Source organism: Alkalihalobacillus bogoriensis ATCC BAA-922 (assembly GCF_000621445.1).
Lineage (GTDB): Bacteria > Bacillota > Bacilli > Bacillales > Bacillaceae_F > Bacillus_AO > Bacillus_AO bogoriense.
In genome coordinates, this window is record NZ_JHYI01000010.1 from 39339 (window position 1) to 65142 (window position 25804).

Below are 25804 nucleotides of genomic sequence, written 5' to 3' on the forward strand. Positions count from 1 at the left end.
GTTTTGTGTAAAGTCACAGGAGATGAAAAGATGAACAAACGAGAAGACGTACAACCATTTTTAAAATGGGCTGGTGGAAAACGACAATTAATTCCGGTTTTATCTGAGCTTGCTCCAAAAGAGTTTAATCGTTATTTTGAACCATTTGTCGGTGCAGGTGCCATGCTTTTTCACTTTAAACCCGAAGCAGCCTTTATTAATGATGTGAATGAAGAATTGATCAATGTTTATGAAATGATAAGAGATGATATTGATGAATTGCTTGAAAGCCTAGAAAAACATCAAAATGATTCAGATTATTTTTATCATATCCGTTCGCTTGATCGACAGGATGGATTTCAAAAGTTATCCAAAATAGAGCGGGCCTCTCGCATTATTTATTTAAATAAAACATGTTTTAACGGATTATTCCGTGTGAACTCAAAAGGTCAATTTAATGTTCCTTTTGGTAAATATAAAAATCCAAATATAAAAAATGAACCCGTTCTCCGAGCTGTTCATCAATATTTAAATGAAAATGATGTTTTTATTTCAAATGAGGATTTTTCTACAGTAGTGCTACGAGAAGCGACTGAAGGGGATTTTGTTTATTTCGACCCACCATATGATCCTGTATCCACAACCTCTTCTTTTACAAGTTATGCATTAGAAGGCTTTGGAAAAGAAGAGCAACGACGATTGCGCGATGTTGTTGTCGAACTCGCCAACCGGGGCTGTTATGTAATGGTTTCTAATTCTTATACGGACTTTATTTGTGAATTATATGATCAGTTTACAATTAAAGCGGTTAAAGCAACGAGAGCAATTAATTCAAAAGCAGCAGGACGTGGGAAAATTGACGAGGCGGTGATCTTAACGTATGACAAAAAATGATCGCGCATGGGAAACATTATTTTCACGTCATCAAATTTTACACGATATTCAAACAAATGGGTATTCCCGGATAACAGCGGATATGATTCGAGAAGAACGAGAACCACGGTTAATGTGTAAATTTGACCACGAGTCAAACTTACCGAAACTGTTTCAACAACATGGGTTATCAATTTTACCGATTTCACGCTCTGAATATATCATTGGTCCGTTTTCGATATTTGAGGATGTATCTTATGAGACACAAACACCGATAAAGGTCACACTACCTTCCTATGTAGATACAGTTAACACGACTGACTTATACTCAGAAAGTGCTACCCTTCATGCGGCGTTTGTGAGTGGAATGTTTCATCAAGTATTAGGATTATCTCAAGATGCCCCTTTATTACAAACGGTTTCTGGACGAATGGGCTCAAAACAGTTTGATTATGAAGTAGCTGTTCGTGAAGGTACGTTTCCGATTGAAGTGGTAGGATCACAAATCGAAATTGATGGTGGATATGAGGGTGAAAAAGATTTTATCATTGTAGAAGCAAAAAAAGAAGCGGTTCGTGATTTTAATATTCGTCAGCTTTTTTATCCATATCGCGTATGGTCAAAGCGGACAAATAAAAAAATTACTCCGGTATTTTTTACGCATTCCAATGATATTTTTACTTTTTTTGTGTATGAGTTTCGAAATGCAAATGTTTTTAATTCGATTCGTCTCGTTAAGCAAATGAACTTTATGATTGATGGCGAAGCAATATCAATTCAAGACATTATTGAAGTAGCAAAACAAACTAAAGCTGATAAAGAAACGTATGAAATACCATTTCCTCAAGCAGATAGTTTTGAACGAGTCGTTGATTTGTTAAGTTTATTATATGAACAATCATTAACAAAAGATATGATTACGGAAAACTATGATTTTACAGCGAGGCAATCGGACTATTATACAAACATCGGTCGGTATTTACGGTTAATTGAAAAAGAAACGAAACAAGGTCAAATTCAATACAAGTTAAGTTCATTAGGTGAATCAATAATGGGGTTGCCATATAAACAAAAGTATTTAGAACTTACTCGATGTTTGTTTAAAAAAACAGTCTTCCAACGTGTTTTTTTAGAATGGGTTCCGACGATGGCGATTTCAAAAGACCGAATCGTGACAATAATGCAAGAAGAAAAGGTTGGGATATTAGCAGAATCAACTTTGTATCGTCGAGCACAAACGGTTATCAAGTGGATGGATTGGGTAAAGAGGTTATGTGAACGATAGAAAGAATAGGCCAACAGCCTATTCTTTTGTTTTACATCGTTGCAAAAATAAAAATTGAGAAAAAGAAAAGGAGTAAAATAATAGTAAAAATAGAGAGGATAATCCCAACAATACTACAAACTCGTCCTGCTATTGCTAAATTACGACCTTTCTCTCCTGTTAGCTCTAGTTCTTTTATACTTCTATTTGCAAGGAAAATACCAAAGATGCCTAAAATTAGTCCAAATCCTGACAGTAGTATAGATAAAATCCCTAGTATTAGGGCAGTGATGGCTTTCCCATTGGTAGGCATATGTTCATTCATATTCATTCCCCCTATAACTACTTTATGATAGCCAGCTGAATTCACATCAAAATAATACCATAAAATTGCAATTAGTGGACGAGTAGTCAAAAAAAAACGGAATAATTTTTTATTGTATAAAATGGTGTGGATACAAGGGTCTTTGTTTTTGTTTTTCTTCAAGCTTATGTATAATGGGAAAAAAACGTGGAGTGAACATCATGAAAGTTTTATTAATTCGGCACGGGAAATCTGAAAAAAGTGGTGGGGGACAAATCGATATCCCTTTATCTGAAAAAGGACTGTTACAAGCGCAAAAAGTGAGTCAATATTTAGCAAAACATCAACCGATTGATCGCATTTATTCAAGTCCATTAACAAGAGCATTGCATACAGCACAAGCGATAGGAGAAACAACAGGAACACCAGTTCAAGTAGATGTTCAAATGATGGAACGAACGAGTGGTATATTTGATGGATATACAAATGAAGAACGGGAAGAGAGATATCCGTCAGAATGGTTATATTTTTCTAATCATAGAGCCGAAGCGGCACCTAATGGGGAGTCGTTATTTCATTTAGATGAAAGAGTATCTCAAGTGATGGATCGAGTCGTTGATGCGAGTTCAAACGATACGATTGCGATAGTGAGTCATGGCGAGTGGATTAATTTATTTTTGCATAAAGTACTTGAAGTGCCATTGTATCATTACCCTATGTTTAAAGTGAAACCAGCAAGTGTTTCGCTATTATCATTTAAGAAAACAGGTCAAAAGGTTGTGCATTATCTCAATCGAGTGTATTAGGTGAGAAATGAAAGTGTATTGGGATTATACGAAAGATGATTGGTTGAAAAAAAAATCCAGCTCTAGTCCAGATGGCTGTTACGTTTTGTGAAAAAGAAAACATTAAAAAGTGGTCTCAAGATGGATATTTAGGTGTTGAGATGGAATGTGGAACGACGTTTGCTGTTTGTGCAAGCTTTACCAAGAGAGCGATTGGGTTATTTCAAGTCTCAGACCAGATCATTCATGGAGATTCGGTTCTTTATTCGAACGAAGAAAAAGACTTTATTAAAAGTGCCACAAATGAGGTTATTAGAAGACTAGCCTTGCATCTTACAGCAAAAGGATAACGAAGCAATTTGAATGTTACATTACGGACATATATTCCGCTATTTTTTGGAAAAACACACTATTTGTATTGTGCATGGACATATGTTCCGTTATTTGATGAAAATAGGAGTGGGAGTACTTATTTTTCTTAAAGTAACGGAACGAGTGTCCGATAGCTTTTGAAAAACATGGTTTTCAACTAAAATAACGGAACATATGTCCGAAAACCAACAACAAGTAAGCTGTCGATGTTAATCTCGACAGCTTACTTGTTGTTGGATTTTCCTTATTTCCTCGTCGTAACTTCAAAAATGGCAAATTTTAAATAATCACCTTCATCGGCCCCTAATAATTTTGGATGGTCATAACCTGCTCCGTCCCAATGAATTTGTCTTAAGATTTTTTTTGCATCAAATGCAGCATCAGTAAGCATGTCCATAAACATATGAGGATGGACGTGATACGAACAACTAGCCGTAACAAAATAGCCACCTTCTCTTACAAGTTTAAGTCCGTTTAAATTAATATCTTTATAACCACGTAGAGCTTTTTTAACTGCGTGTTTTGACTTTGCAAAGGCAGGAGGATCTACAATAACGACATCCCATTTCTTCTCTTCTTGAACACAATCACGTAAATAATCAAAAGCATTGGCAACGACAAAATCAACATTAGAAAAATCATTTAACGCTGCATTTTTTTTTGCCGTTTCGATAGCGTGTTCAGAAATGTCAACGGCTGTTACATGCTTTGCCCCGTATTTACATGCATTAAGCATAAATGAGCCGGTATGGGTAAAACAATCAAGAACCTCAGCATCTTCAGTAATGAGCGGTTGAATGGCTGCTCGGTTTTGACGCTGGTCAAAAAAGAATCCTGTTTTCTGGCCATTTTCAATATCGACAATGTAACGAACACCGTTTTCAACAATTTCAATTTCTGTAGGCGATTCACCATACCAAAATCCTTTTTCTTGTTCTAAACCCTCGAGCTCTCGAACATACACATCATTGCGGAGGTAAATTGCTTTTGGTTGAAAGACTTCTAATAATCCTTCCAATAACGATTCTTTTTGCACTTCCATGCCAAGAGCCATAATTTGTACTACGAGAACATCCTCATATTTATCAACAACAAACCCTGGTAGAAAATCAGCTTCCCCATATATCGCTCTACAAGAGGTAACATTAGGGATAAAACGTTGGCGATGTGCCCACGCTTGCTTAATTCGTTGAACAAAAAAAGAGGAGTCAATTTGTTCATCTTCTTGATGAGTTAAAACTCGAACCATCATTTGAGAGTTTGGATTAATGAAGCCTCTTGCTAAAAAAACATGATTATGGTTGTACACATCTACAATGTCACCAGGGGTAAAATCACCAATGACTTCATCGATTTCACTTTGGAAAACCCAAGGATGTCCTTGTTCTACTCGTTTCTTTCGTTTTCTATGTAAAATTACTTTTGCCTTCAATTTCGTCAGCTCCATTTCATTCGTATACCGTTTCTATAATACAGAACAATGAATGGAGAATCAATCGTTACACAACGATCGATAACCAGAAAAGGTGATAAAGGAAAATAACCGTATAAAGACTAACGGCGACCATAACCATCATTTGAATTTTTTTCTTTTGAAAAACATATGGTAAGAGAATAAATAAAAGCAGTGGTAAAGCAAGTTTAACAGTGTAAAAAACAAGAGTACTCGTGTCATAAATAATGGCCATGATCGGATTTGCTTCTTCAATGCCAAAGAAACGGATGCCGATATCTGTAAAAAAAGCATCGCAAAAACAGAGAAAGAGTAGGAATGCACTTAACAACATTATTTTTTTCTGTTTCGTTTTAATAAGACCACCTCAACTTCTAACAGTTAGTATGGATAAATTAATAACATTTAAAACATTTTAGTTTACGGGTCTTTTAAGTATTGTACAAACAGAAAAGAGCGGTTTATAAGTGACAAATGTTTTGTTTATAAATGTTCAATATATTGAAATAACACAGATTTGGTCGACGTTATGAGCATATAGAAGGAGGGAAATGGAGAGGATCATAATTTTATAAAAATATAAAGAAAAAATCTTGGGTGTGAAGTCATAATAAGAAGAAAAAATTTTGGAATTGAGCTAAAAAAACGAAGGGATGTAGGCCTTTTCGTAGTGAAATATATATAGTAGTTAACATAAAAAAAGAAACATGACATAATTAGGATTTTATAACTAGGAAAAAAATAGGGTATATTCTGTCCGTGAATGGTCATACTATCAAATGTCAAAGACAAGAACATTCACCTTTTATAAAGGTTATCCAACCGATATTTGATGTTCTTTATAATATGTGAATACCATTTAATAAAAGGGTTGCATATTATTAATATTTATTTTGGAGGTAATATAACGTGAAAGCACAAGGTTCAGTAAAATGGTTTAATGCAGAAAAAGGATTTGGATTTATTGAGGTAGAAGGCGGTAACGATGTATTCGTTCACTTTAGTGCGATTACTGGAGATGGTTTTAAATCATTAGATGAGGGACAGCAAGTTGAATTCGATATTGTCGAAGGAAACCGAGGTCCACAAGCTGAAAACGTAGTTAAGCTTTAATTCTCAATAAATAAAAACTGCCGATAAGGCAGTTTTTTTCATGATAAAAATATAAAAATTTTGGTCTAGCAGCGAAGCTTTGAAAGCTTATTCTAAAAAGATTTTTATTAAAAACCCATTTTCGTGTCTTCTGTTTCCCACTCTTGTGATTTACTTTTTTTGTTCGCTGATTTTAGTTCTTCGCAAATGCGGTGAAGGTCGACTGTATTTTCATAATGCCATTCAAGAACGACCGCGGTATACAGTTCATTCAATTGCGCAAACGAAAACCCATCAGTTAATAAAGAGGCTTCTGTAATTTGTTCTAAAGATAGCACTTGATTTAATTCCTTTTTCAACAAATAATCAAAGCGCATTTGCTCATTCGGTAATTTGATTTCATAAGCCCGGTCAAACCGACCAGCCCGGTTGATGAGAGCGGGGTCAATTCTTTCAGGATAATTTGTAGTGCCGATAATGAAAATTCCCTCTTTTGATGTGGCCCCGTCTAATGTATTTAAGAAAAATGAGCGAACTTCACGAGGCATGGAATCAATATCTTCTATAATTAAAGCCATCGGTGCCATTTTTGCTATAGCTGAGAAAACTTCCTGGATAGAATAGCTCGATGTGAACTCAGTAATTTGCCAGTATGCAACTGGTGCTGTAATGCTATTTGCGATCGATTTCACTAATGTTGTTTTTCCGTTTCCAGGTTTACCATAAAGTAAAATACCTCTTTTATAAGGTATATTAAATTTTGTGAAAAATTCTCCACTATTTAGGAAAAACTCATCAATCGATCGATAAATTTGTTGCTTCATATGTTCTTCAAGAAACACATCGTCTCTTGTCACTAACGTCGTAATTTTTTCTTTTTTGCTTTCAACACCATTTTCAGTATCTAAAAAAACAGTGACATGATTTTTAATATAGTCTCTTTTTCGTTTTAAAATATATTGTAAATATTGTTGTAGTGTAGTATTGTCTTTTGAAAAAATAAAATCATGAGTTACATCGCCATGCGCCTGAAAAATAGGGATTCGCACTAATGCAGTGGCAAAGTTCGGATAATAATAAAGACTGTTTATTAGTCTTGGTTTTATAATTAGTTCTAATGCTTTATCGGTATGGTTAGATGAAATTGTAGCGGTTTCAATCGTATCAAAAACAGGTGCTACTAACTCGACTTGAGTTTGATCTTCGAGTAAATCCTCTTCTAATATTTCCCACATTTCATTTGATGTTTCATCATCCGCATACATTGTAAATTCAAAGCCGGTTTCTTTCAACAACACTTCTTTAATTTTATGAACCGCAAACGCGTAATCACGGTACCGATTATACGGTTGATCGTCTAAAAAATGGATTAATGGTCGTTTTGACATTGATGTCCCTCACTTTTATGACAGTAGTTAAGAATATTTTACTGCAAGATAGTCAATACGGATAGTTTTTTTTCAACAATATTTCAATAAAATGGTTGCAAATGATACATTTGTTCAAGATAATGTAAGAAAACTGAGGAAATGAGCTGGTTACATGTCTTATCAATATATTGTTGGGACTTATGCGAAAAAAGAAGAAGAGGGCATATTCGTATACAATATTGACCCTTCAACAGGAAAAATGACATTCGTACAATCTATTTCAGGTATTGATCATCCATCATATGTTTTGGTAAATCACAACCAATCTCTCGTTTATGCAGTTAGTGAAACAGAAGAAGGAGAAATCGTCTCTTATCAATTGCAAAAAAACACGGGGGAGTTAATAGAGCTTGACCGAACGTCTACAAAAGGTACTTCTCCTTGTTTTATAAGTGAAAATGATAAAGACCCAAACTTTCTCCAAATTGCAAACTATGGGGGAAGTATATGTACGGTTTCAGTAGATGAACAGAACGGAAGATTTGAAAACATAAATTCTGTTCCACATACGGGAAAAAGTGTGAATAAAGATAGACAAGAAGGCCCACATCCGCATTCGATTGTGTCTATACCGAACACAAACTATGTGTTAGTCCCAGATTTAGGGGCAGATTGTCTTGTTGTATACGAAAAAAAAGGGAAGCGTCTTTTTTATTATAACAGCATTGCAGTTTCTCCTGGGGCAGGACCGAGACACTGTGCTTTTCATCCAAAGCTTCCTGTCGTATATGTAATGGAAGAATTAACCTCGACGATATCAATTTTTACATATGATGAAAATGGACAGTTTCAACTTATAAACAAGGTTTCAACGTTACCGAAGGATTGTAAAACTGAGAATACAGGGGCAGAAATTAAAGTGGATCGAGATGGTCATTTTTTATATGCTTCAAACCGTGGTCACAATAGCATTGCTTCGTTTTCTATTGCTAAAGACGGCTCTTTAATGAATATTGGGTATACAAATACTAAAGGTGAAACTCCTCGTCATTTTTCGATTACACCAGATAACAGGTTTGTCCTTGTTGCTAACCAAGATAGTGATTGTATTGTTGTGTTTAAAAAAGAAGAAAGTGGTTTGCTTCAGCACACACAGTATCGCTATCAAGTGAAGAAACCTGTTTGTTTACAGCCTTACTTTTTATAAATCAAAAGCAGACCATCTATTATGGATGGGGCTGCTTTTGACATTTAAGAAAGAAAAAATTTGCTCTAGCAGTGAAGTTTTGAAAGCTAATTCTAGAAGAGCGAAGGCTGCGCGCTTCGTTTGAAAAGAAAAGATGCTCCCGAGTTTTTCTTTAACGGAGGGCGTTTGAATTGTGTGTGATAGGCTTCTATTGGACAAAACAATAGTAAAATCGGAGAGAAGTGTCTAATAGGAAGGTTCTATTAGACAAAACGAGTGCAAAACCGGGAAGAAGTGTCTAATAGAAGGATTCTATCAGCTTTGATTGTTTAGTGTGTCATGAAAAGGAAAAGAAACCTTTTGATGTTGTAAGAGATACTGATTTATGGACGGTGGCGACCCGATGACACCACCACCAATTCTTTCCTGTGAAACTTGTGGAGAAGAAATTGATCCTGAGTATAAAGGGTACATGGATGACAGTACAGGCTTTCAGGTTTCCAGGAAACAAAAAAGGACGGAGTGAGGTAGGTTTCCTCACTCCGTTTTTCTTATTGAAGATAAGAGAGTATAAAAATTTTGGTGTAGCAGTGAAGCTTTGAAAGCTATTTCAAGAAGAGCGAAGGCTGCGCACCTGCGCGTTTCACCCCAGGAAGAGCACTTGGGGTTCACTGTCAAAAGCGGGCAGGGCTCCGCACTTCGCTTGAAAGAAAAAACGCTCAGCGTTTTTCTTATTTAATGGCTTCTTCAGCTAAAAGGTTTATCGTTGCATCATCCATCGGTGGATTATGAAGTCCAGCTCTTACATCTCGGTAATATTGTTGCAGGGGATTTTGTTGTGAGAGACTTCTTGCTCCGACAATTCGCATCGCCTTATCAACAATGGAAAGAGCGGCATTTGTTGCCGTATGTTTAACAGCAGCTAACTCAGGAATGAGCACTTCTTTCTTATCACTTTCCATGAATAACCGGGCAACGGAATATAAAAGATGTCTCGCTTGTTTTGTTTCGAGTTCCATTTCTCCAATCAATCGTTTTATATTTGGCAATTCACTAATAGGGTGTGTAAGGCTGTTTGGTGTATATGATTTGGCAAATTGAACCGCATAGTTTTTTGCGGCTTGTGCAATACCAAGATAACAAGCAGGAATATGAAGTAACCACCCGTTTGCTTTTTTTCTCCTTTTAGGTGTGACAAATTCTAACAGATACTTTTTAGCAATTCTCACATTGTGTAGTACTAAATCTTCACTGCCAGTTCCTTGCATCGCAATGCTATCCCATGTTTCTTCGATGGTCACTCCTTTAGTATCGCGATGAATTAAAAACTCTCCAATTTCTTCCGACCCTTCGATTGAAGCAGATACGAGAAAATAATCTAGAACAGGAGCCATTGTTGTAAATGTCTTTCTTCCATTAATGACCCAATAATCATCGTATTCCACAGCCGTTGTTTCTGGCTTTCCTCCTCTTGTTGGGCTTCCTGTAGCCGCTTCACTCGCGGCGCGATTTAACAGGGCACCGTTGTTAACCGCGTCCATCACTTCATCTAATACTTCTTCATTCCAATGATTTTCTTCATGAATATCGAGAATAATACCAAGGTGCCAACCGATTGAAAGTGCAGTAGAGCCACATCCTTGTGCCAGTTGTTCTTGTAAGAGTAAGAACTGATAAAGATCAGCTTCTTCACCACCCCATTTTGAAGGCAATGTTAAAGAAGTATATCTTATTTTTTGTAAATATTTAATGTTGTCATATGGGAATTGCTTCGTTGTTGACACATCCTTTTGTGTCAGAATTTGTTCAGATATTTTTATCATAGAAGCTAACTTAAACTTTTCGCGGTCATTCCTTGCAAACATGTAGTCCCCACCTTACGCATTGATTTGCTTTATAGTATATCAAAAATAATAAAGAACACATGAGAAATTAGCATGGAAGAAAAATAGAAAAATAAAGCTTCCTACACATAATAAAGTTGAACTTATCAATGCAACGAGCATAATTTGCTTTCCAGAATGGATCACGGTTTTACTTTGAATCGATAAGCCTAACCCAGCCATTGCAAATGCAATAAATAACGAGGAAAGCGTCGTAAATATTGGAATTAATACAGATGGTAATACACCAACTGTGTGCAGGATACTCATGAATAAAAAACCAAAAATAAACCAAGGGAATGGAGGCTTCCAATAAAATGTTGAGTTTGCTATTGTCGTTTTTTTCGAACGAAAATAGAAAAAAGCGATAATAAATGTGACTGGGATTAAAAATAACACCCTCGTTAGTTTTGTCACGATGGCGATATCACTCGCTTCTAGTCCAGCAGGTGCTGCTGCTGCAAGTACATGTGCGACTTCATGTAATGTGATTCCCGAAAAAACAGCAAATAAAGAAGAAGGGATAGGAAATAGTGAGTAAAGAACAGTATAAATGACTGAGAAAAAAGTACCTACAAGCGCAACGGTTGCTGCACTAATGGCGATATCTTCATGTTTTGCTTTAATTTGTGGGGCAACAGCCATAACAGCTGCTGCCCCACAAATCGCTGTACCGCAAGCTGTTAAAAGACTTAGTGTCTTATTAATTTGAAAAATCCTAGCCAAACCATATACAAACACTAAACTAATGATGACATAAATAGTTGCTAGGAGAAACAGTAGTTTCCCTGCATCATAAATGTCAAATAGGTTAATTCTCACCCCGAGAAAAACAATTCCGACTTGTAAAAAGATTTTCGTTAGTTTGGAAACCGTTTGAATACTTTCGGTCGAAAGCGTTTTGACGTAACGATATACCATTCCTAATAAAAGGGCCAAGACTAACATACCGATAGTTGAAAAAACAGGTAGCTTCGCCAAGAAAAAAGCCATAGCACTAATGGGAATAATGATAAAGATTATTTTTATATATTCTTTCGTTGAAATCATAAGTTTAACACACCTTACAAATTAGAATAATTCTACTTTATCGAAGTTTTTTTAATTAGTGAAATATATTATAATAATTGTTATCATTAAGAAAACTAATTATAGAGGTGCCATAATGCATTATGACGCGTTAAATACATTTGTCACTGTAGTTGAAATGCAGCATTTTACAAAAGCAGCACAAAAACTACGAATTTCACAACCTAGTGTAAGTTTACATATTAAAAATCTAGAAGAAGAATTTCAAACGACATTATTTATTCGTACACCAAAAAAAGTAAGTGTCACTCCAACGGGTAAAATTGTGTATGAACGAGCCAAGCAAATGATAAGTATATATGAACAAATGAAACGAGAGATCGCTGAATATCATCATGAAGTCCAAGGAGAATTAAAAATCGGGGCAAGCTTTACAATTGGGGAATATATTTTGCCTGCCATTGCAGCTACATTACATAAAGAATTTCCTAAACTTCAGCTCAATATCGTGATTGGCAATACCGAAGAAGTAGTATCGCAAGTACGAATGTTTCAAGTTGATATTGGATTAATTGAAGGACAAACAAGTGAAAAAGAAATTCATATTGAACCGTTTATGGAAGACGAACTAGGAATTGTCTGTCATCCATCCCATCCGTTAGCGAAAAAGAAAAACATTACGATCGAACAATTACAAGAAGAAACATGGGTGTTGCGAGAAAAAGGATCAGGGACGAGAGAATTCATGGAGCACGTCATCCGTTCAAATGGGATAAAAGTTCAGTCGCTATTAACGATTAGTAGTAATCACGGTGTGAAAGAAGCCGTCATGAACGGGGTTGGCCTTACCTTTTTATCCAATTGTGTTGTAAATAAAGAAATCGAAAATGGTAGTTTAGTTAAAATTGATTTTAATCACGCTCGATTTCAAAGGATGTTTTCTTATATTTATTCTCCAGCCATGCTTGAAAATAAAGCTGTACAATTATTTTTAAAACAATTACATAAATGGAGGTAATTTGAAACCTATTTAGTTCATACTCGTATATAATCAAGTAGAAGAAAAATGGTAAATGTAGGAGGAGAAATAATATGTCAGAAGTACATCAGTCTCATCAACTGGATGAGGACATTAAGAAACCATCGATTTTTGGTGTTATTGTAAACCCTGGGGAACAGTTTACAAGAATTAAGCACCAACCGAAAATAGTAGTCCCTTTTTTTATTGTCTTCTTCCTTTATGGAATTGCAGGTGCCATTGCGGCAATTGGTACGGATTTCAGATTATTAATTCCTGATGCTCCAGCCGAAGAGCTAGACCTTTTGTTGCAAATGGAGCCTTTTATTAGAGCTATTATGTTTGTTGGAATATTGGCTGTGCCTATTGTCGGAACGTTAATTGTCTCATTTTTATTATGGATTGTTGGAAAAATCGTTCATAGTGAAGCGGGGTTTGCTCATTTTGTTTCTATGAATCTATTTATTATGTTCGTAGCTGGTTTAGGAGTTTTATTTAATTCAATCATTGCCACTATGTTTGGTATGAACCCTGAGCATATCGTGACGAGTCTAAGTACAGTTCTACAACTAGAAGGAGCTTTAGGTGTGTTATTAAGTGGAATAGAAGTGTTTACGATTTGGGGTATTATTTTAACGGCGATTGGGTTAAAACGTACAGCTGATTTTAATGGGGCTCTTGCTTGGTCGATTGCGATTGCATTTACGCTCATTCCACTGTTGCTTAGTGCTGCACTTGTGACTGTTGGGGGAGGTATGTTTTAACATATGAATAAAAAGAAAATCGGGATCATCGTTGGTGTCGTTGTGTTAATTTCAACGCTGACATTTTTTGGTGTGTACCGTTCGTTAGCAGATCAAGCCGTCAGTGTTGAAGTCGAGTCGCCGCAATTGCAAACTATTTCTTCTGAAGTGATGATCCCAGGTACGGTAGAGTTGGAGCACCAACAAATTGTTTCTTTTTCACCTGAAAAAGGAAGCGATTATAAAGTGCTAGTCGATGTGGATGAGACTGTTGAAGAAGGAACACCGTTAGTGGAATTTCCCAATACTCAATACGGCTATGAACTTGAACAAATCAACATTCAAATTGAATCTGGTTATCTTCGTATCAATCAAGTGGAGAAACAGTTAGAGGCTGTAAAAGAACGAAAAAAAGAGCTTGAAAAAGAAGTTGGAAAAGAAGAAGCGGAAAAAGCGGTTCGAGCAGAAGAAGACCAATTAATACTAGAACGACGAATGGCTAATTTAGACTTGCGACAAATTCTTCTTCAAAAAGAAGCGCTTGAAGAAAGAGAAGAGGATCATATTGTCACGAGCACGGGAGAAGGAACAGTGTTATCGATTAATGAAGCAGCATCCGTCTCTACCTTTGAAGGAAATGAAACGATCGTTCACATTGCAAATAAAAATAGTGTCATAATTACAGGACATCTTTCAGAATACGATTCAGTCCAAGTCAAAGAAGGATTACGTGTCAATATATCGTCCGATGCGATCATTGAGGAGAACTGGAGTGGTGTTATTGATTCGGTTTCTTATTTTCCGAAGTCTACTGAACCGCTAGATGGGGGAGCGGCTGTTCAATATCCATTTCAAGTTGCCATTGAAGAAGGTCCTGTTTCAGTATTAAAGCCTGGTATGCAAATGATCATGCAAGTTGTCATGGAAGAAAAGGAAGCAGTAACGATTGATATGTCCGCCATTGTACAAGAAGATGGAGAAGATTATGTGTATGTTTATGAGAATGGCATTATTAGAAAAGTACCTGTTACGTTAGGGATTGCCGATGGAAACCGAATGGAAGTAAATGGATTATCGGAAGAAGATCGAGTCGTCGTTAATCCAACAAATCGACTTGTTGATGGAATGGAAGTGAGTCTTCATGATTAAACTTCAATCGATTACGAAAACGTATAAATTAGGAGCACAAGATGTTCCAGTATTGAAGGATATTTCGTTACAAGTCAATCATGGTGATTTCTTGGCCATTATGGGACCATCGGGGTCAGGGAAATCAACATTAATGAATATAATTGGGTGTTTGGACCGCGCAACAACTGGCACTTATGAATTGGACGGAGAAAATATAACATCATATAATGAATTTCAATTATCAAAAATCCGAAATCAATCGATTGGGTTTGTGTTTCAACAATTTCAATTATTGCCACGATTAACCGCACTCAAAAATGTTGAATTACCAATGGTTTATGCCGGTGTAAAAAAAGCAGAACGTCAAGAAAGAGCGTTAGAAGCTTTAGAAAAAGTTGGATTGCAAGACCGAGTCCATCATCTTCCGAATGCTTTATCTGGTGGACAAAAACAACGTGTAGCCATAGCAAGAGCGTTAGTGAATAAGCCGAGTATGATTTTAGCTGATGAACCAACAGGAGCACTAGATACGAAAACGAGCGCGCAAATTATGGATTTATTGACCCAACTAAATGAGGAAGGTACAACGATATTAATCGTTACGCATGAACAGGAAGTGGCTGACTATACAAAATCAACGATTGTCGTTCGAGATGGTGTTATTGTTGAACAACAAAATGGGCAAGGGTTATCGATATGAGTATACTCGAAAATATTTTCATGGCATTACAGTCCATTAAAGCTCATAAAATGCGGTCAGTATTAACGATGCTAGGGGTTATTATTGGTGTTGCGGCTGTCATTATCGTCGTGGCTATCGGACAAGGTGGAGAAGCGATGCTAACAGCGGAGCTCGCTGGAGAAGATAATACGATCGAAGTCTTTTATGTTCCGACTGATGACGATATGATGGATCCTAATTTTTCTTATAGTTCTGTATTTACATTGGAAGATATTAAAAACTTGCAAGAGATTCCTGAAGTGAAAAATGTCGTCACATCAAGTTATGAGTTTAGTCCGGTACGATACAGGACAGAGTCATTTGATGCTCGGGTCACGGGTGTAAATGAAGGCTATTTACAAGTGTATTCTTTTGAATTGGCAGAAGGTGTTTCTTTTACACAAGCTGATTTTTTTGGAGCTAGAAGAACAGCAATCATTTCAAAAACTGTAGAAGAAGAATTATTTCCGGATGAAGAAAGTGCGGTAGGTCAGATCATTCGAATCGGTCAGCAACCAGTTGAGGTGATTGGTGTCCTTGAACCTCCTTCTGGGATGTTTGCTTTTGGTTCAAATGAAGTTTTTTTACCATGGTCGACATGGAGAGCAATATTTATGAAGAGTGATGTAAGTCAACTTACATTACAAGCCAATCATCATGAAAATTTACAAGTCGTCGGTGAAAAAGCAGCAGAAATGTTAAACCGAACAAATAATAAAGAAGATGCTTATCAAGTGATGAATTATGAAGAATTAGCTGATATGATCGGTTCGATAACGGGAATTATGACGATGATTATTGGTGGTATCGCTGGTATCTCCCTGTTAGTTGGTGGAATTGGTGTGATGAACATTATGCTTGTGTCTGTCACAGAAAGAACGAGAGAAATCGGGATAAGAAAAGCATTAGGTGCAACAAAAGGGCAAATTCTTTTTCAATTTCTCGTCGAATCCGTCATTTTGACTTTAATTGGGGGAATGATCGGAATTTTGCTTGGGATTGGAATATCCTCATTAGTTTCGTTTTTTGCCGGCTGGCCATCTTTAGTTTCTGTACCGGTTATCATCGGTGGCCTATTATTTTCCATGTTCATTGGCATTATCTTTGGTTTATTACCTGCTAGTAAAGCGGCCAAGCTTGACCCGATTGATTCTCTTCGTTATGAATAATCAAAAAGTAAAGTGGTAAAAAAAGTTGTCTTCTTTCTTTACGAATGTTTTTTTCTCTTTGAGAAAAAAATAATCTCGGAAGGAGGGATGACATCATGACTCAAAATCAACAACCGAAACCAGATGACAGAAGTGACAATGTAGAAAAACTTCAAGAAATGGTTCAAAACACTATAGAAAATATTGAGGAATCAGAGGAAACGTTAAAATATACTGATTCTGAACAAGAGCGTCAAAATATCGAGGCGAAAAACGCTCGCCGCGAAGATTCAATTCAAGCGATGAGAGCTGAAATAAAAGATGAGGCTCATGACCGACAACAATAATCAATATGAGAAACGGATTGATGTTCTTAGTTGAACATGGAATCCGTTTTTTTTGTGTTCTTTTGCATTTGTTGATTTTTTTCAAGAATAAAATTTAATTTGAAACAAAACCTACGGATAGAATTGGCATGCTTTTTCTGGTGTAGAGAATTTCAAAATTCGGAAAAAGCCAATTGAAAAGAATAAGAAAAGGAGAAAACAATGATTACAAAAACAAAAAAACTTGCAATTTCTATGTTGATGTTTACGTTGCTTTTTTCGGGTTTACATTTGGCAAATGTAAATGCAGCGCCAGTAGAAAGAGTACCAAATGCTGGAGTAGCGATTAATGGAACAATGGTGAACGGAATTAATCCGATTCGAATTGATGGTGTTTATTTTCTACCCTTTGTTGATATTGCCAATATTCTAGGTTACAAACATATTCAATTTGAATCTGCGACAAAAACATACCAAACAACAGATGGATCAACAACGGTTCGCATTACAATGGGGGGCACAAGAGCAAGGAGAGGGGATGAGTTTTTAAATATTCCACCTCCACGTTGGATAAATGAAACGGCTTATGTTTCTTTAGATGCAGCGAGTGCCATTTTCAATGCAAATATTACATTTAAAGCGGAAAATGGTTCGATTCAAGTTCGAAAGCCAGCAAGTCATTATAAAGTTCAACCGGGTGATTCACTTTGGTTCATTGCTCAAGCTCACCATACAACCGTAGCGGCATTACGAGAAGCTAATAATTTAACAACTGATATTATTCGTCCAGGCCAATTATTAGTATTACCAGGACGTGCTCAAACACGAGAAGAAGAACCTGTAAGAGATCGGAATCCAGTACCTAATCCTCCTGCTACACCGCGAGCTCAATTACAAACAAATATTATCAATGAAGCACAGAAATATATAGGTGCCGGATATAAGTTTGGAGCAACATTAGCGGAAGCGCCACGACTTTTTGACTGTTCTTCTTATACTCAATTTGTGTTTGCGCAACATGGAATTACAATACCTAGAAATTCTCGTCAGCAGGCAAGTATCGGAACACCTGTGACAAATCTAGAAGCGGGAGATTTATTATTTTTCACGGATTCAGAACTCTATTCTGATGGACGTATTGGTCATGTTGGGATATATATGGGCAATGGGAATATGATTCATGCTTCTTCATCTAGAGGCGTTCATATTGTTACGAACGTTATGCAAAATCGTTACTGGAGCCGCAATTATGTGTTTGCTAAACGAGTGATAAATTAAAGGAGTGAAAAGCATCTACGTCATAGCTACGTTAGATGCTTTTCCATTTTAAAATGGCTAAGGCATGTTTATATGTTTATAATAGAGAGTAACATCGTCCAAAATGGGGGAGAAAGTATGGATTATAAAGAAGAGCAACAATTTAACGAGATTTATGAGGAAGAAATGAATGAAATTAACGCGCAACTTGATAAAGAAATAGTCTTTGCGCTCATTGGTGATGTGAATGCCGGTAAGTCGTCAACCGTCAACCAGTTACTTGGAGAAATCGTTGCTCCTGTGGGGGCACAACCTGGTGAGACCGTCATGGTGAAAAAATATAAATATAAAGATAAAATCGTTTTTGTTGATACACCAGGGTTAGATGATATAGAAACAAACCATTCCGAACAAACACTTTCTTTTTATAAAGAAGCCGACATCGTCTTGTTTTTCTTAAACGCTGCAGGAACAGTTTTTTCTGAAGGTGAAAAAAAGTTATTTGATATTATAACAAAGGTAAACAAGAAAGTGCTTATTGTTTTAAATAAAATTGATGCGGCTGATGATATTCCATTACTCGTAAAGTATGTTCAAGACCATACGAATTATCAGTATAAAGTTATTCCGATTTCGTCTAGAACGAATGAAAATATGGACATGCTCAGAAACGCCATTTTAGATATTCTCCACGAGGAAAAAAAAGATATTTTATTCGCTAAGCATTTAAAAGAAAAAGGAAAAACCGCGAATAAATGGATTATAGCTGCTGCAAGCTCGGCCTCTGCTGTAGGTGCATTGCCATTACCCGGTTCTGATATTGTACCGATAACTAGCATTCAAGTCGGTCTTATGGTGCGTTTAGCGACATTATATGATAAACCAATAACAAAAAAACGGGCAAAAGAAATGGCCATTGCGTCTGTCACAGGCAACATTGGTCAAAGTCTCTTTCGCCAAGTTATAAAATTGTTTCCAGGTGCTGGTTCTGTTGTAGGTGCCAGTGTAGCTGGAAGTGTAACGCTTGCCCTTGGATATGGAATTAAATACGCTTACGAACAAGATATAGAACTTGATGTGAAAAGCCTATCACTTATATTAGAAAAGCTAAAACAAAAAAAGCTGCCGCAAGCTTAGTAAATTTTTTAAATGCTACGTGTTATTAATGGAGAGGTGGTATGATATTCACGTATACCATCTTACATATTAATAACACGTAATACACCTAATATGACTGTTCCGACACTTAAACAAGTTCCAATCATCCATTTTATCATTGTAATTTGAATTTGTTTTGTAACATTATTGACATCTGTTTCGGTCATAAATCGTTTTGACTGTAGTGTGGAATAGATGATTGACTCGACATCTTCTTTGGAGACAAAGTCATCAGATTTATTTTGTTCGTTAATAATAACTTTTACTGCATTGACATCCGGTTTGGAGTCGATTCTAGCTTCAAGTGAGTTTAAATCATTTCTTAATTCTTCAAGTCTAACTTTCAATGCTTTTATCTCTTCTTCTCTTGAAGGATACATACTCCCCACCCCTTTTTTACTTGACATAATACAGTATATTTTTTTTTCTTTTTTCCGTGTGGACACCAGAACTACATATAATAAATGAAAATATATAAATTATAAGCATGAAAAAAAGAAAAATAAATAAACTTTATGAAAAGGCTTACATTTTCTGAATTTTCTTATATTATAATAGTAAGCAAAGAATATGCTGATAAAGAGGTGGTTAAAACATGCAAACGAAAAAATATCATCACTTATCAATACATGTAGAAAAAAAACAGTTAGATCAATTGATTCGAAATGTGTTAGCCGATGATTTTCGTATTTTTTGGGGATTTAACAGTGGTAAAATGATTTTAAATATTTATAACACAACATCAAACAATCAGTTATCATTTCTACGTCATAAAGGGTATTTAGAATTGACATATGCTGAACTTAATTGCCAAGATATTTTATCGCATTTAAATCATCAAATTAGCTTCTTATATAAAGTAGAGCAAGAACATGAAGAAAATCAAAAGCAACAACATAATGAGGTGTATGAACGAATTGATTTTTATTTATCGGAATTGCACGACTGTATGAATAAAGATGATCAAAAACGTGTGACAGAAATTAAAGAAAAATTGCTGATATTACATGAACAACTAGAAAAAGTAACATAATGAAAGAGGTACAAAAGTTCAATATGAATTTTTGTACCTCTTTTTTTACTTTTATTCCCTGCTATAGTTCTTCGTTTTAACATCATAATAAAAGCAAAAAGGAGATTTAAAAACATGAAAAAACAATGGTTAGGTTTAGTATTTTGCAGCTTCCTTTTCTTGCTCATCGGATGTAATGGTGATCAAGCATTGGATGCAGATAATGATGGAGTTATTGAAGGGGACCGTGTTCGTTATGGACAAATCTCGAGCGAAGCAACAGATTTATCAAGTGACGATTTTCCTCACACAAAAGCAGTACAAATTCAACATGCGAAATATGATTTTACGGTTTCCAATGATGCATCAAACCAAATTACTGTTCAATTGCCAGACCGTCAAATTCAATTAACAAAAGAACAGATTGCACAAAGGCTTCCTGGGAATATTTCACAACGCTTACCGGATGGTGATAGAAACTTAACACCTGAAGATATAGCAAGACTATTGCCAGAAAGATTATCTACAGAAGAAATCACAACAAGGTTACGCCAAAATCGTGCACAACCAGAAGAAGGAGCGCAACAACCAACAGATCAACAAAGGGAGGCACAACCAGCAGAGCACCCACAAAAAGAACAGGTTGAACAAACACCAACAGAAACTGAACAAGTACCTGAGCAACAGCAAGGGGAAGGACAAGAAATTTCTGCAATTGAAAGGCAAGTCATCGATTTAACAAATGCAGAAAGAAGACGTAATGGATTATCAGATTTACAAGCGGATACGAGTTTAAGCCATGTAGCCCGCCAAAAATCAAAGGATATGCAAGCAAATAATTACTTCTCTCATACAAGTCCGACATATGGTTCTCCTTTTGATATGATGAGAGATTTTGGGATTGAATATCGAGGAGCAGCGGAAAACATTGCGCAAGGACAAAGGTCAGCCGAAGAAGTTGTACAAGCTTGGATGAATAGTGAAGGACATCGAGCCAATATCATGAACGGGAATTTCACTCATATTGGTGTCGGTTATACAGAAAACGGACATTACTGGACACAAATGTTCATTACTAAATAAAAAAACAGACTATCGATTGATATGATGAAATCGATAGTCTGTTTTTTTTTTTTTGCTGGGCCAGTTTTAACGGAATATATGTCCGGAAAGTTTCACCCTTAAATTAAAAAAATTTCACGTACCGTATTAGGATTTTTTCTAAACATGATAATTACAAATGAATGTCTAGGGAAAATAGATGGATGTTGGTTTGTTATTCCTTTATTTTATGTTTCATTTTTTATTCGCTTTTGTGTATTCTTTTGATTTTGCCATTGCTCAAAAAAAGCTCATCATTCTACATTGACATAATGATATATGTATCACGTAAAAGATAAAGAAATTTGCTTTTATATCGATGATTAAGAATAATTTGGCCAAGTTAATAAAAAATAACGAGGAAAATAGAAAAAGGGAGATGACAATGTGAAAGCAAATGCTTATCAAATTAGTCTTGTTGTGCTTTTCATGATGGTTAGTTTTATTCCAACTGTATATGGAATCGAACAAGAAACAACAGATGTGGAACAACAGTGGTGGTGGAAGGATGACAAAAACAGTTCAAATCGCCAAAACGAGGAATTACCACAACCAGAAGGGGGTTCAGAATATACAGGAAGATTGAGAAATCCTGTATCAAATATCATACTACAACAAAAATACCCTGATACGGTTGTATTACGTGGGGATACAACTCAATTACAAGTTGCCTTAACATTTGACGATGGACCAGATCCGCGATTTACCCCGCAGGTATTAGATATTCTTAACCAATATAATGTTCCAGCAACTTTCTTTGTAATGGGAGCCAGAGCAGAAGTTTATCCTGATATAGTAAGAAGAATGGTGGAGGAAGGCCATATTGTCGGAAATCATACATATTGGCATCCGAATTTAGTTGAACAAGCCGATGTAGCTGTTCTTGAACGAGAAGTAAACCAAACTGAAGATTTATTAGAAAATATGATTGGTTATAGAACGAAATTGTTTCGTGCTCCATATGGGTTTTTATATGAGGAATTAGTCGAAAAGTTAGCTGAAATGAATTATTCAGTTATTGGCTGGTCTGTGGATTCGTTAGATTGGCGTGAATTACCATCCCAAGATACAGCTTTTAATGTATTGAGTAATGTTGAACCGGGTTCGATTATTTTAATGCATGATGGTGGAGATTGGGATGCAGACCGTACGAGTACAATTGAAGCGTTACATCAAATTATTCCAGCTTTACAGCAACAGGGGTTTGAGTTTGTTACTGTTCCCGAGTTAGTAGGAATTCCTTACCAAAAATAAATGTGAGCTATAAAACATTCATTTTTCATAATTACTATATAATCATCAAATTGTGTATTTTTTTTGAACAAAATGTTGTATAGTAGATGCAAGAGTATGTGAATGGATGGTGGTACTTTGAGTACATTACCTAACAGCAATATATCAATTGAATTAGACACAACAGACTTGATTATCATCATCGATCGTAATGGTTGGATAAAATTTTGTTCGACTGTCTTAAAAAGTATTTTTGGATATCAATCTGACAATTTTCCTTATAAAAATTTTTATGATTGGCTGCACCCAATGAATACGGATGCTTTTCGTGAATTAATAAAAGACGCGGAATCAAAATTTCATTCAATTGAAACAAATTGTAAAAGTAAACATCATAATGGAAATTGGTTACCACTAAACATAAAAATGACGCCGTTACAAACTGAATGTGGCAAAGTTAGCGATTTTGTATTGTTTGTTCAAAATCAATCTACAGATTCGATTTTTGAAGAACAGTTAAAACATTCGTTAAAAGAATTAATTGATATTAAACAAGCATTAGATGAATCTTCTATCATTGCAATTACTGACCCGAGAGGTAAAATCATTTATGTGAACGATAAGTTTTGTGAAATCTCACAATATACAAGAGATGAACTTATTGGAAAAGATCATAAAATTATTAATTCAGGTTTTCACAATAAAGATTTTTTCAAACAGCTTTACCGAACAATTGGGACAGGTAATGTCTGGAAAGGCGAAATCCAAAATAGAGCAAAAGACGGTTCATTATATTGGGTTCACACGACAATCGTCCCATTTTTAAATGATAAAGGAAAACCGTACCAATATGTATCAATACGAACAGACATTACAGATCGGAAAAAAGCAGAAGAAATGGTGATGCGTTCGAAAGAGTTGGCGATTATTGGTGAGCTGTCTGCCGGAATTGCACACGAAATTAGAAATCCGCTCACTATGCTAAAAGGGTATACAGAGTTTTTGAAAGATGAAACAAAAGAACAAGAAAACCTTGAATACTTCGACATTTTGCTAGAAGAAATTGACCGGATTGATTTTATTGTTGGTGAATTCATGGCGTTAGCAAAACCTAAAGCTGCTGAGTTTATGAAGAAAAATGTGAACACGATAGTCAAACAGATTACTTTATTCTTAAAGTCTGAGGCCAAATATAATAAAGTATCTATATCTATTGAGGAATCTCCTGAGCCGTTATTTATACACTGTGATGAAAATCGATTGAAGCAAGTTTTTTTAAATATCATGAAAAATGGGATGGAATCAATGCCAAAAGGTGGGCATTTATATGTTTCCATAAAGAAAGAAAATAATCATGCTGTTGTTACGATTCGCGATGAAGGAGTCGGGATTCCTCCTGAACAATTAAAAAAATTAAGTGAACCTTTTTTCTCGACAAAGAAAAAGGGGAATGGCTTAGGTTTAATGGTCAGTTATAAAATTATCGATGAACATCAGGGGACAGTTCAAGTAGAAAGCGAAGTCGATAAGGGAACTACATTTATAATTTCATTGCCAGTAATTAATTGAAAATGAAAAGAACGGCTCAAATGGTAGAGTCGTTCTTTTCATTTTTAATTTAATTTTATCAAATTAATAAAGAGTAAACGGAGTAACTATAAAGGTAGCGGTATAAAGTCCAGGAGTATACGTTTTTTTTATACAAAAGACTGCAAGATGTGAAATGCGGTAGGAAAACAAGCAAAAATAATACATACAAAACTGCGCTCTAAGTACTTCTTATGAAAAAAAGAAGAAAAGGAGAATAAGAAGTTTTAACCGAATAGTTTATAATAGAAAACAATAGCGAGTGGAGAATGGTATGGAACTATTTGTTAACGAAATAAAAGATTTAATATTAAATGCTTTTTTCATTTTTACCTTTTTGTTTGTATTTGTGAATTTTATTCAAAATAGAAAACATAGTGATATCATTTTATTTATGGTGTCTTCCCTTCTTATTATCATGTGTATGGTTTTTCCTATTACGTTAAGTGGAGATCATATTTTTGATATGCGTCATGTACCTTTTATTATAGGTGCTTTGTACGGTGGAAGAAAATACGCGGTTGCGTTATTCGTTGTTTTGACGGTTTTTCGTTTTTATATAGGCGGTGTCGGAGCGTATGGATCGTTTATAAATAACGGACTATTATTAGGGGTTCTATGGTTTGTTATTCCTTACTTTAAAAATACTGACATTGTCATCCGACGAGTATTTTTATCATTTTTAGCTTCTAGTTTTGGGTTGTTGTTTGTGTTTTTATCGTTCATACTGGTTTATCCTTTTATTTTGTATCCTGTTTTTCTTAATGAGGATTTTATCTTTCATTCTGGTTTTATAATCCCATTAGTCATTCTTTTTATCATTCAATCTTTATCGATTTTATTTTTTGTTTCCTTTATCGAAAGAGAAAGATGGAACAAACATATTCAAAAAGAATTTAATCGAATTGAAAAAAATAACACAGTGAGTGAAATTGCAGCAAGTATTTCTCACGAAGTTCGAAATCCATTAACAGTTACAAGGGGATTTCTGCAATTATTAAACGATGCAACGCTAACAGAGGATCAAAAAAAGAACTATATCGCTCATTCAATTGAAGAACTTGACCGTGCATCTACTATTATTACAAACTATTTAACCTATGCTAAACCTTCGTCATTACAAAATCATACGCTCGATGTATGCAAAGAAATTACATATATAATGAATATATTAAAACCATTTGCCACAATTAGAAATGTAGAAATGTTTATGAAGACAAGTGTCAATTCATGCTATGTCAACGGCAACGCGCAGCAATTTCAGCAATGTCTTATTAATATTATTAAAAATGGAATTGAAGCTATGCAAACGGGTGGGAAAATTTTTATTGACATGTATTGTGTCGAGCGTGACGTCGTAATTAATATACAGGATACGGGAAATGGGATGACCGACGAGCAAGTGAGAAAACTAGGAACTCCATATTTTTCAACAAAAGAAGAAGGAACTGGGTTAGGTGTTATGGTTGCTTTTAATATTATAAAAACATTAGATGGTCAGATTAAAGTGAAAAGTACAGTAGGCGAAGGTACTAGTTTTCTAATTGCACTACCATTAGCAGGACATAAGGTTGATAAAAAGTAGAATGTTTTTGTCGTGCTGTAAAAATATAGGTATTTAATGAATTATAAATGAGTCCATTTATTCTTTTTATATTAAATATAGTTCAATTAATGTTCTGGATAATGGAAATAAATAGTCATATAATAACGGTTAGTGCTTCAAATGTTGCTTTAAAACGGAAACTAATTCCTAATATTCTATTATTTTTTCAAAAC

The 25804-nt window shown here is 35.4% G+C and carries 27 protein-coding genes; 19 read left to right on the forward strand and 8 right to left on the reverse strand.

The window, feature by feature from the left end; all coding sequences use genetic code 11:
• The first annotated feature begins 30 nt into the window (after positions 1 to 30).
• A complete protein-coding gene (locus tag T323_RS0102410; protein ID WP_026671863.1) occupies positions 31 to 873 on the forward strand; it encodes a DNA adenine methylase in 843 nt (280 codons plus the stop codon).
• A complete protein-coding gene (locus T323_RS0102415; RefSeq protein ID WP_026671864.1) occupies positions 860 to 2137 on the forward strand; it encodes a type II restriction enzyme in 1278 nt (425 codons plus the stop codon). The genes T323_RS0102410 and T323_RS0102415 overlap by 14 nt, the downstream gene beginning before the upstream one ends.
• Before the next feature lie 31 nt (positions 2138 to 2168).
• On the opposite strand, the gene T323_RS25725 is transcribed toward T323_RS0102415, so the two are convergent.
• Positions 2169 to 2441, reverse strand: a complete 273-nt coding sequence (locus T323_RS25725) for a DUF4190 domain-containing protein (RefSeq protein ID WP_035177442.1) — start codon at positions 2439 to 2441, stop codon at positions 2169 to 2171.
• Between the two features lie 200 nt (positions 2442 to 2641).
• On the opposite strand from T323_RS25725, the gene T323_RS0102425 reads away from it, so the two are divergent.
• Complete coding sequence (locus tag T323_RS0102425; protein ID WP_026671865.1) at positions 2642 to 3226, forward strand: histidine phosphatase family protein; 585 nt, start codon at positions 2642 to 2644, stop codon at positions 3224 to 3226.
• 71 nt (positions 3227 to 3297) lie between these two features.
• Positions 3298 to 3555, forward strand: coding sequence for a phosphorylase family protein (locus T323_RS0102430; RefSeq protein WP_026671866.1), 258 nt, complete (start codon positions 3298 to 3300; stop codon positions 3553 to 3555).
• A 266-nt stretch (positions 3556 to 3821) separates the two neighbouring features.
• Here T323_RS0102430 and T323_RS0102435 read toward each other — a convergent pair whose 3' ends face one another.
• Both T323_RS0102435 and T323_RS25730 read right to left on the reverse strand, forming a co-directional pair.
• Positions 3822 to 5009: a class I SAM-dependent rRNA methyltransferase gene (locus T323_RS0102435; RefSeq protein WP_245613671.1), complete on the reverse strand. Its 1188-nt coding sequence runs from the start codon at positions 5007 to 5009 to the stop codon at positions 3822 to 3824.
• Positions 5010 to 5076: 67 nt separating this feature from the next.
• A complete protein-coding gene (locus T323_RS25730) occupies positions 5077 to 5361 on the reverse strand; it encodes a DUF5658 family protein (protein WP_218971028.1) in 285 nt (94 codons plus the stop codon).
• A 578-nt stretch (positions 5362 to 5939) separates the two neighbouring features.
• On the opposite strand from T323_RS25730, the gene cspD reads away from it, so the two are divergent.
• Positions 5940 to 6143: a cold-shock protein CspD gene (gene cspD, locus T323_RS0102445; protein ID WP_026671868.1), complete on the forward strand. Its 204-nt coding sequence runs from the start codon at positions 5940 to 5942 to the stop codon at positions 6141 to 6143.
• A gap of 107 nt (positions 6144 to 6250) precedes the next feature.
• Here cspD and T323_RS0102450 read toward each other — a convergent pair whose 3' ends face one another.
• Entirely contained in the window at positions 6251 to 7510 is a 1260-nt protein-coding gene (locus tag T323_RS0102450; protein WP_026671869.1) for an ATP-binding protein, read from the reverse strand.
• 154 nt (positions 7511 to 7664) lie between these two features.
• On the opposite strand from T323_RS0102450, the gene T323_RS25735 reads away from it, so the two are divergent.
• Positions 7665 to 8699, forward strand: a complete 1035-nt coding sequence (locus tag T323_RS25735; RefSeq protein WP_051556315.1) for a lactonase family protein — start codon at positions 7665 to 7667, stop codon at positions 8697 to 8699.
• A gap of 710 nt (positions 8700 to 9409) precedes the next feature.
• Here the strand turns inward: T323_RS25735 and T323_RS0102465 are convergent.
• The gene (locus T323_RS0102465; RefSeq protein WP_026671870.1) at positions 9410 to 10543 is read right to left on the reverse strand and encodes an acyl-CoA dehydrogenase family protein; all 1134 of its coding nucleotides are present in this window, start codon (positions 10541 to 10543) and stop codon (positions 9410 to 9412) included.
• A 39-nt stretch (positions 10544 to 10582) separates the two neighbouring features.
• Positions 10583 to 11611: a YeiH family protein gene (locus T323_RS25740; protein WP_051556316.1), complete on the reverse strand. Its 1029-nt coding sequence runs from the start codon at positions 11609 to 11611 to the stop codon at positions 10583 to 10585.
• Positions 11612 to 11726: 115 nt separating this feature from the next.
• Here T323_RS25740 and T323_RS0102475 point away from each other — a divergent pair, with 115 nt between their 5' ends.
• From T323_RS0102475 to T323_RS0102510, 8 genes are all read left to right on the forward strand, one after another.
• Complete coding sequence (locus T323_RS0102475; RefSeq protein ID WP_026671871.1) at positions 11727 to 12608, forward strand: selenium metabolism-associated LysR family transcriptional regulator; 882 nt, start codon at positions 11727 to 11729, stop codon at positions 12606 to 12608.
• A gap of 74 nt (positions 12609 to 12682) precedes the next feature.
• Positions 12683 to 13372, forward strand: coding sequence for a YknW family membrane protein (gene yknW, locus T323_RS0102480; protein WP_026671872.1), 690 nt, complete (start codon positions 12683 to 12685; stop codon positions 13370 to 13372).
• Between the two features lie 3 nt (positions 13373 to 13375).
• Entirely contained in the window at positions 13376 to 14500 is a 1125-nt protein-coding gene (locus T323_RS0102485) for an efflux RND transporter periplasmic adaptor subunit (RefSeq protein ID WP_026671873.1), read from the forward strand.
• On the forward strand, positions 14493 to 15182 hold the full coding sequence (locus tag T323_RS0102490) for an ABC transporter ATP-binding protein (protein ID WP_026671874.1): 690 nt from the start codon (positions 14493 to 14495) through the stop codon (positions 15180 to 15182). The genes T323_RS0102485 and T323_RS0102490 overlap by 8 nt, the downstream gene beginning before the upstream one ends.
• Positions 15179 to 16372 carry an ABC transporter permease gene (locus T323_RS0102495; protein ID WP_026671875.1) on the forward strand — a complete coding sequence of 398 codons (1194 nt, stop codon included), beginning with the start codon at positions 15179 to 15181 and terminating at the stop codon, positions 16370 to 16372. Before T323_RS0102490 ends, T323_RS0102495 begins: the two co-directional genes overlap by 4 nt.
• Before the next feature lie 95 nt (positions 16373 to 16467).
• Entirely contained in the window at positions 16468 to 16698 is a 231-nt protein-coding gene (gene tlp, locus T323_RS0102500; protein ID WP_026671876.1) for a small acid-soluble spore protein Tlp, read from the forward strand.
• Between the two features lie 201 nt (positions 16699 to 16899).
• A complete protein-coding gene (locus T323_RS0102505) occupies positions 16900 to 17955 on the forward strand; it encodes a C40 family peptidase (RefSeq protein ID WP_035177447.1) in 1056 nt (351 codons plus the stop codon).
• 117 nt (positions 17956 to 18072) lie between these two features.
• Complete coding sequence (locus tag T323_RS0102510) at positions 18073 to 19071, forward strand: GTPase (protein ID WP_026671878.1); 999 nt, start codon at positions 18073 to 18075, stop codon at positions 19069 to 19071.
• A gap of 62 nt (positions 19072 to 19133) precedes the next feature.
• On the opposite strand, the gene T323_RS0102515 is transcribed toward T323_RS0102510, so the two are convergent.
• Entirely contained in the window at positions 19134 to 19472 is a 339-nt protein-coding gene (locus T323_RS0102515; RefSeq protein WP_026671879.1) for a hypothetical protein, read from the reverse strand.
• 215 nt (positions 19473 to 19687) lie between these two features.
• Between T323_RS0102515 and T323_RS0102520 the strand changes: the two genes are divergently transcribed.
• From T323_RS0102520 to T323_RS25745, 4 genes are all read left to right on the forward strand, one after another.
• A complete protein-coding gene (locus T323_RS0102520) occupies positions 19688 to 20125 on the forward strand; it encodes a hypothetical protein (RefSeq protein ID WP_026671880.1) in 438 nt (145 codons plus the stop codon).
• Positions 20126 to 20239: 114 nt separating this feature from the next.
• Complete coding sequence (locus T323_RS0102525; RefSeq protein WP_051556317.1) at positions 20240 to 21187, forward strand: CAP domain-containing protein; 948 nt, start codon at positions 20240 to 20242, stop codon at positions 21185 to 21187.
• A gap of 405 nt (positions 21188 to 21592) precedes the next feature.
• Positions 21593 to 22459: a polysaccharide deacetylase family protein gene (locus T323_RS0102535; protein WP_026671882.1), complete on the forward strand. Its 867-nt coding sequence runs from the start codon at positions 21593 to 21595 to the stop codon at positions 22457 to 22459.
• A 102-nt stretch (positions 22460 to 22561) separates the two neighbouring features.
• Entirely contained in the window at positions 22562 to 24007 is a 1446-nt protein-coding gene (locus T323_RS25745; protein WP_051556318.1) for a PAS domain S-box protein, read from the forward strand.
• Between the two features lie 63 nt (positions 24008 to 24070).
• Here T323_RS25745 and T323_RS29710 read toward each other — a convergent pair whose 3' ends face one another.
• The gene (locus T323_RS29710; RefSeq protein ID WP_156942372.1) at positions 24071 to 24193 is read right to left on the reverse strand and encodes an HXXEE domain-containing protein; all 123 of its coding nucleotides are present in this window, start codon (positions 24191 to 24193) and stop codon (positions 24071 to 24073) included.
• Positions 24194 to 24299: 106 nt separating this feature from the next.
• Between T323_RS29710 and T323_RS27740 the strand changes: the two genes are divergently transcribed.
• Positions 24300 to 25610, forward strand: coding sequence for an ATP-binding protein (locus T323_RS27740; RefSeq protein ID WP_026671883.1), 1311 nt, complete (start codon positions 24300 to 24302; stop codon positions 25608 to 25610).
• Positions 25611 to 25804 lie beyond the last annotated feature (194 nt).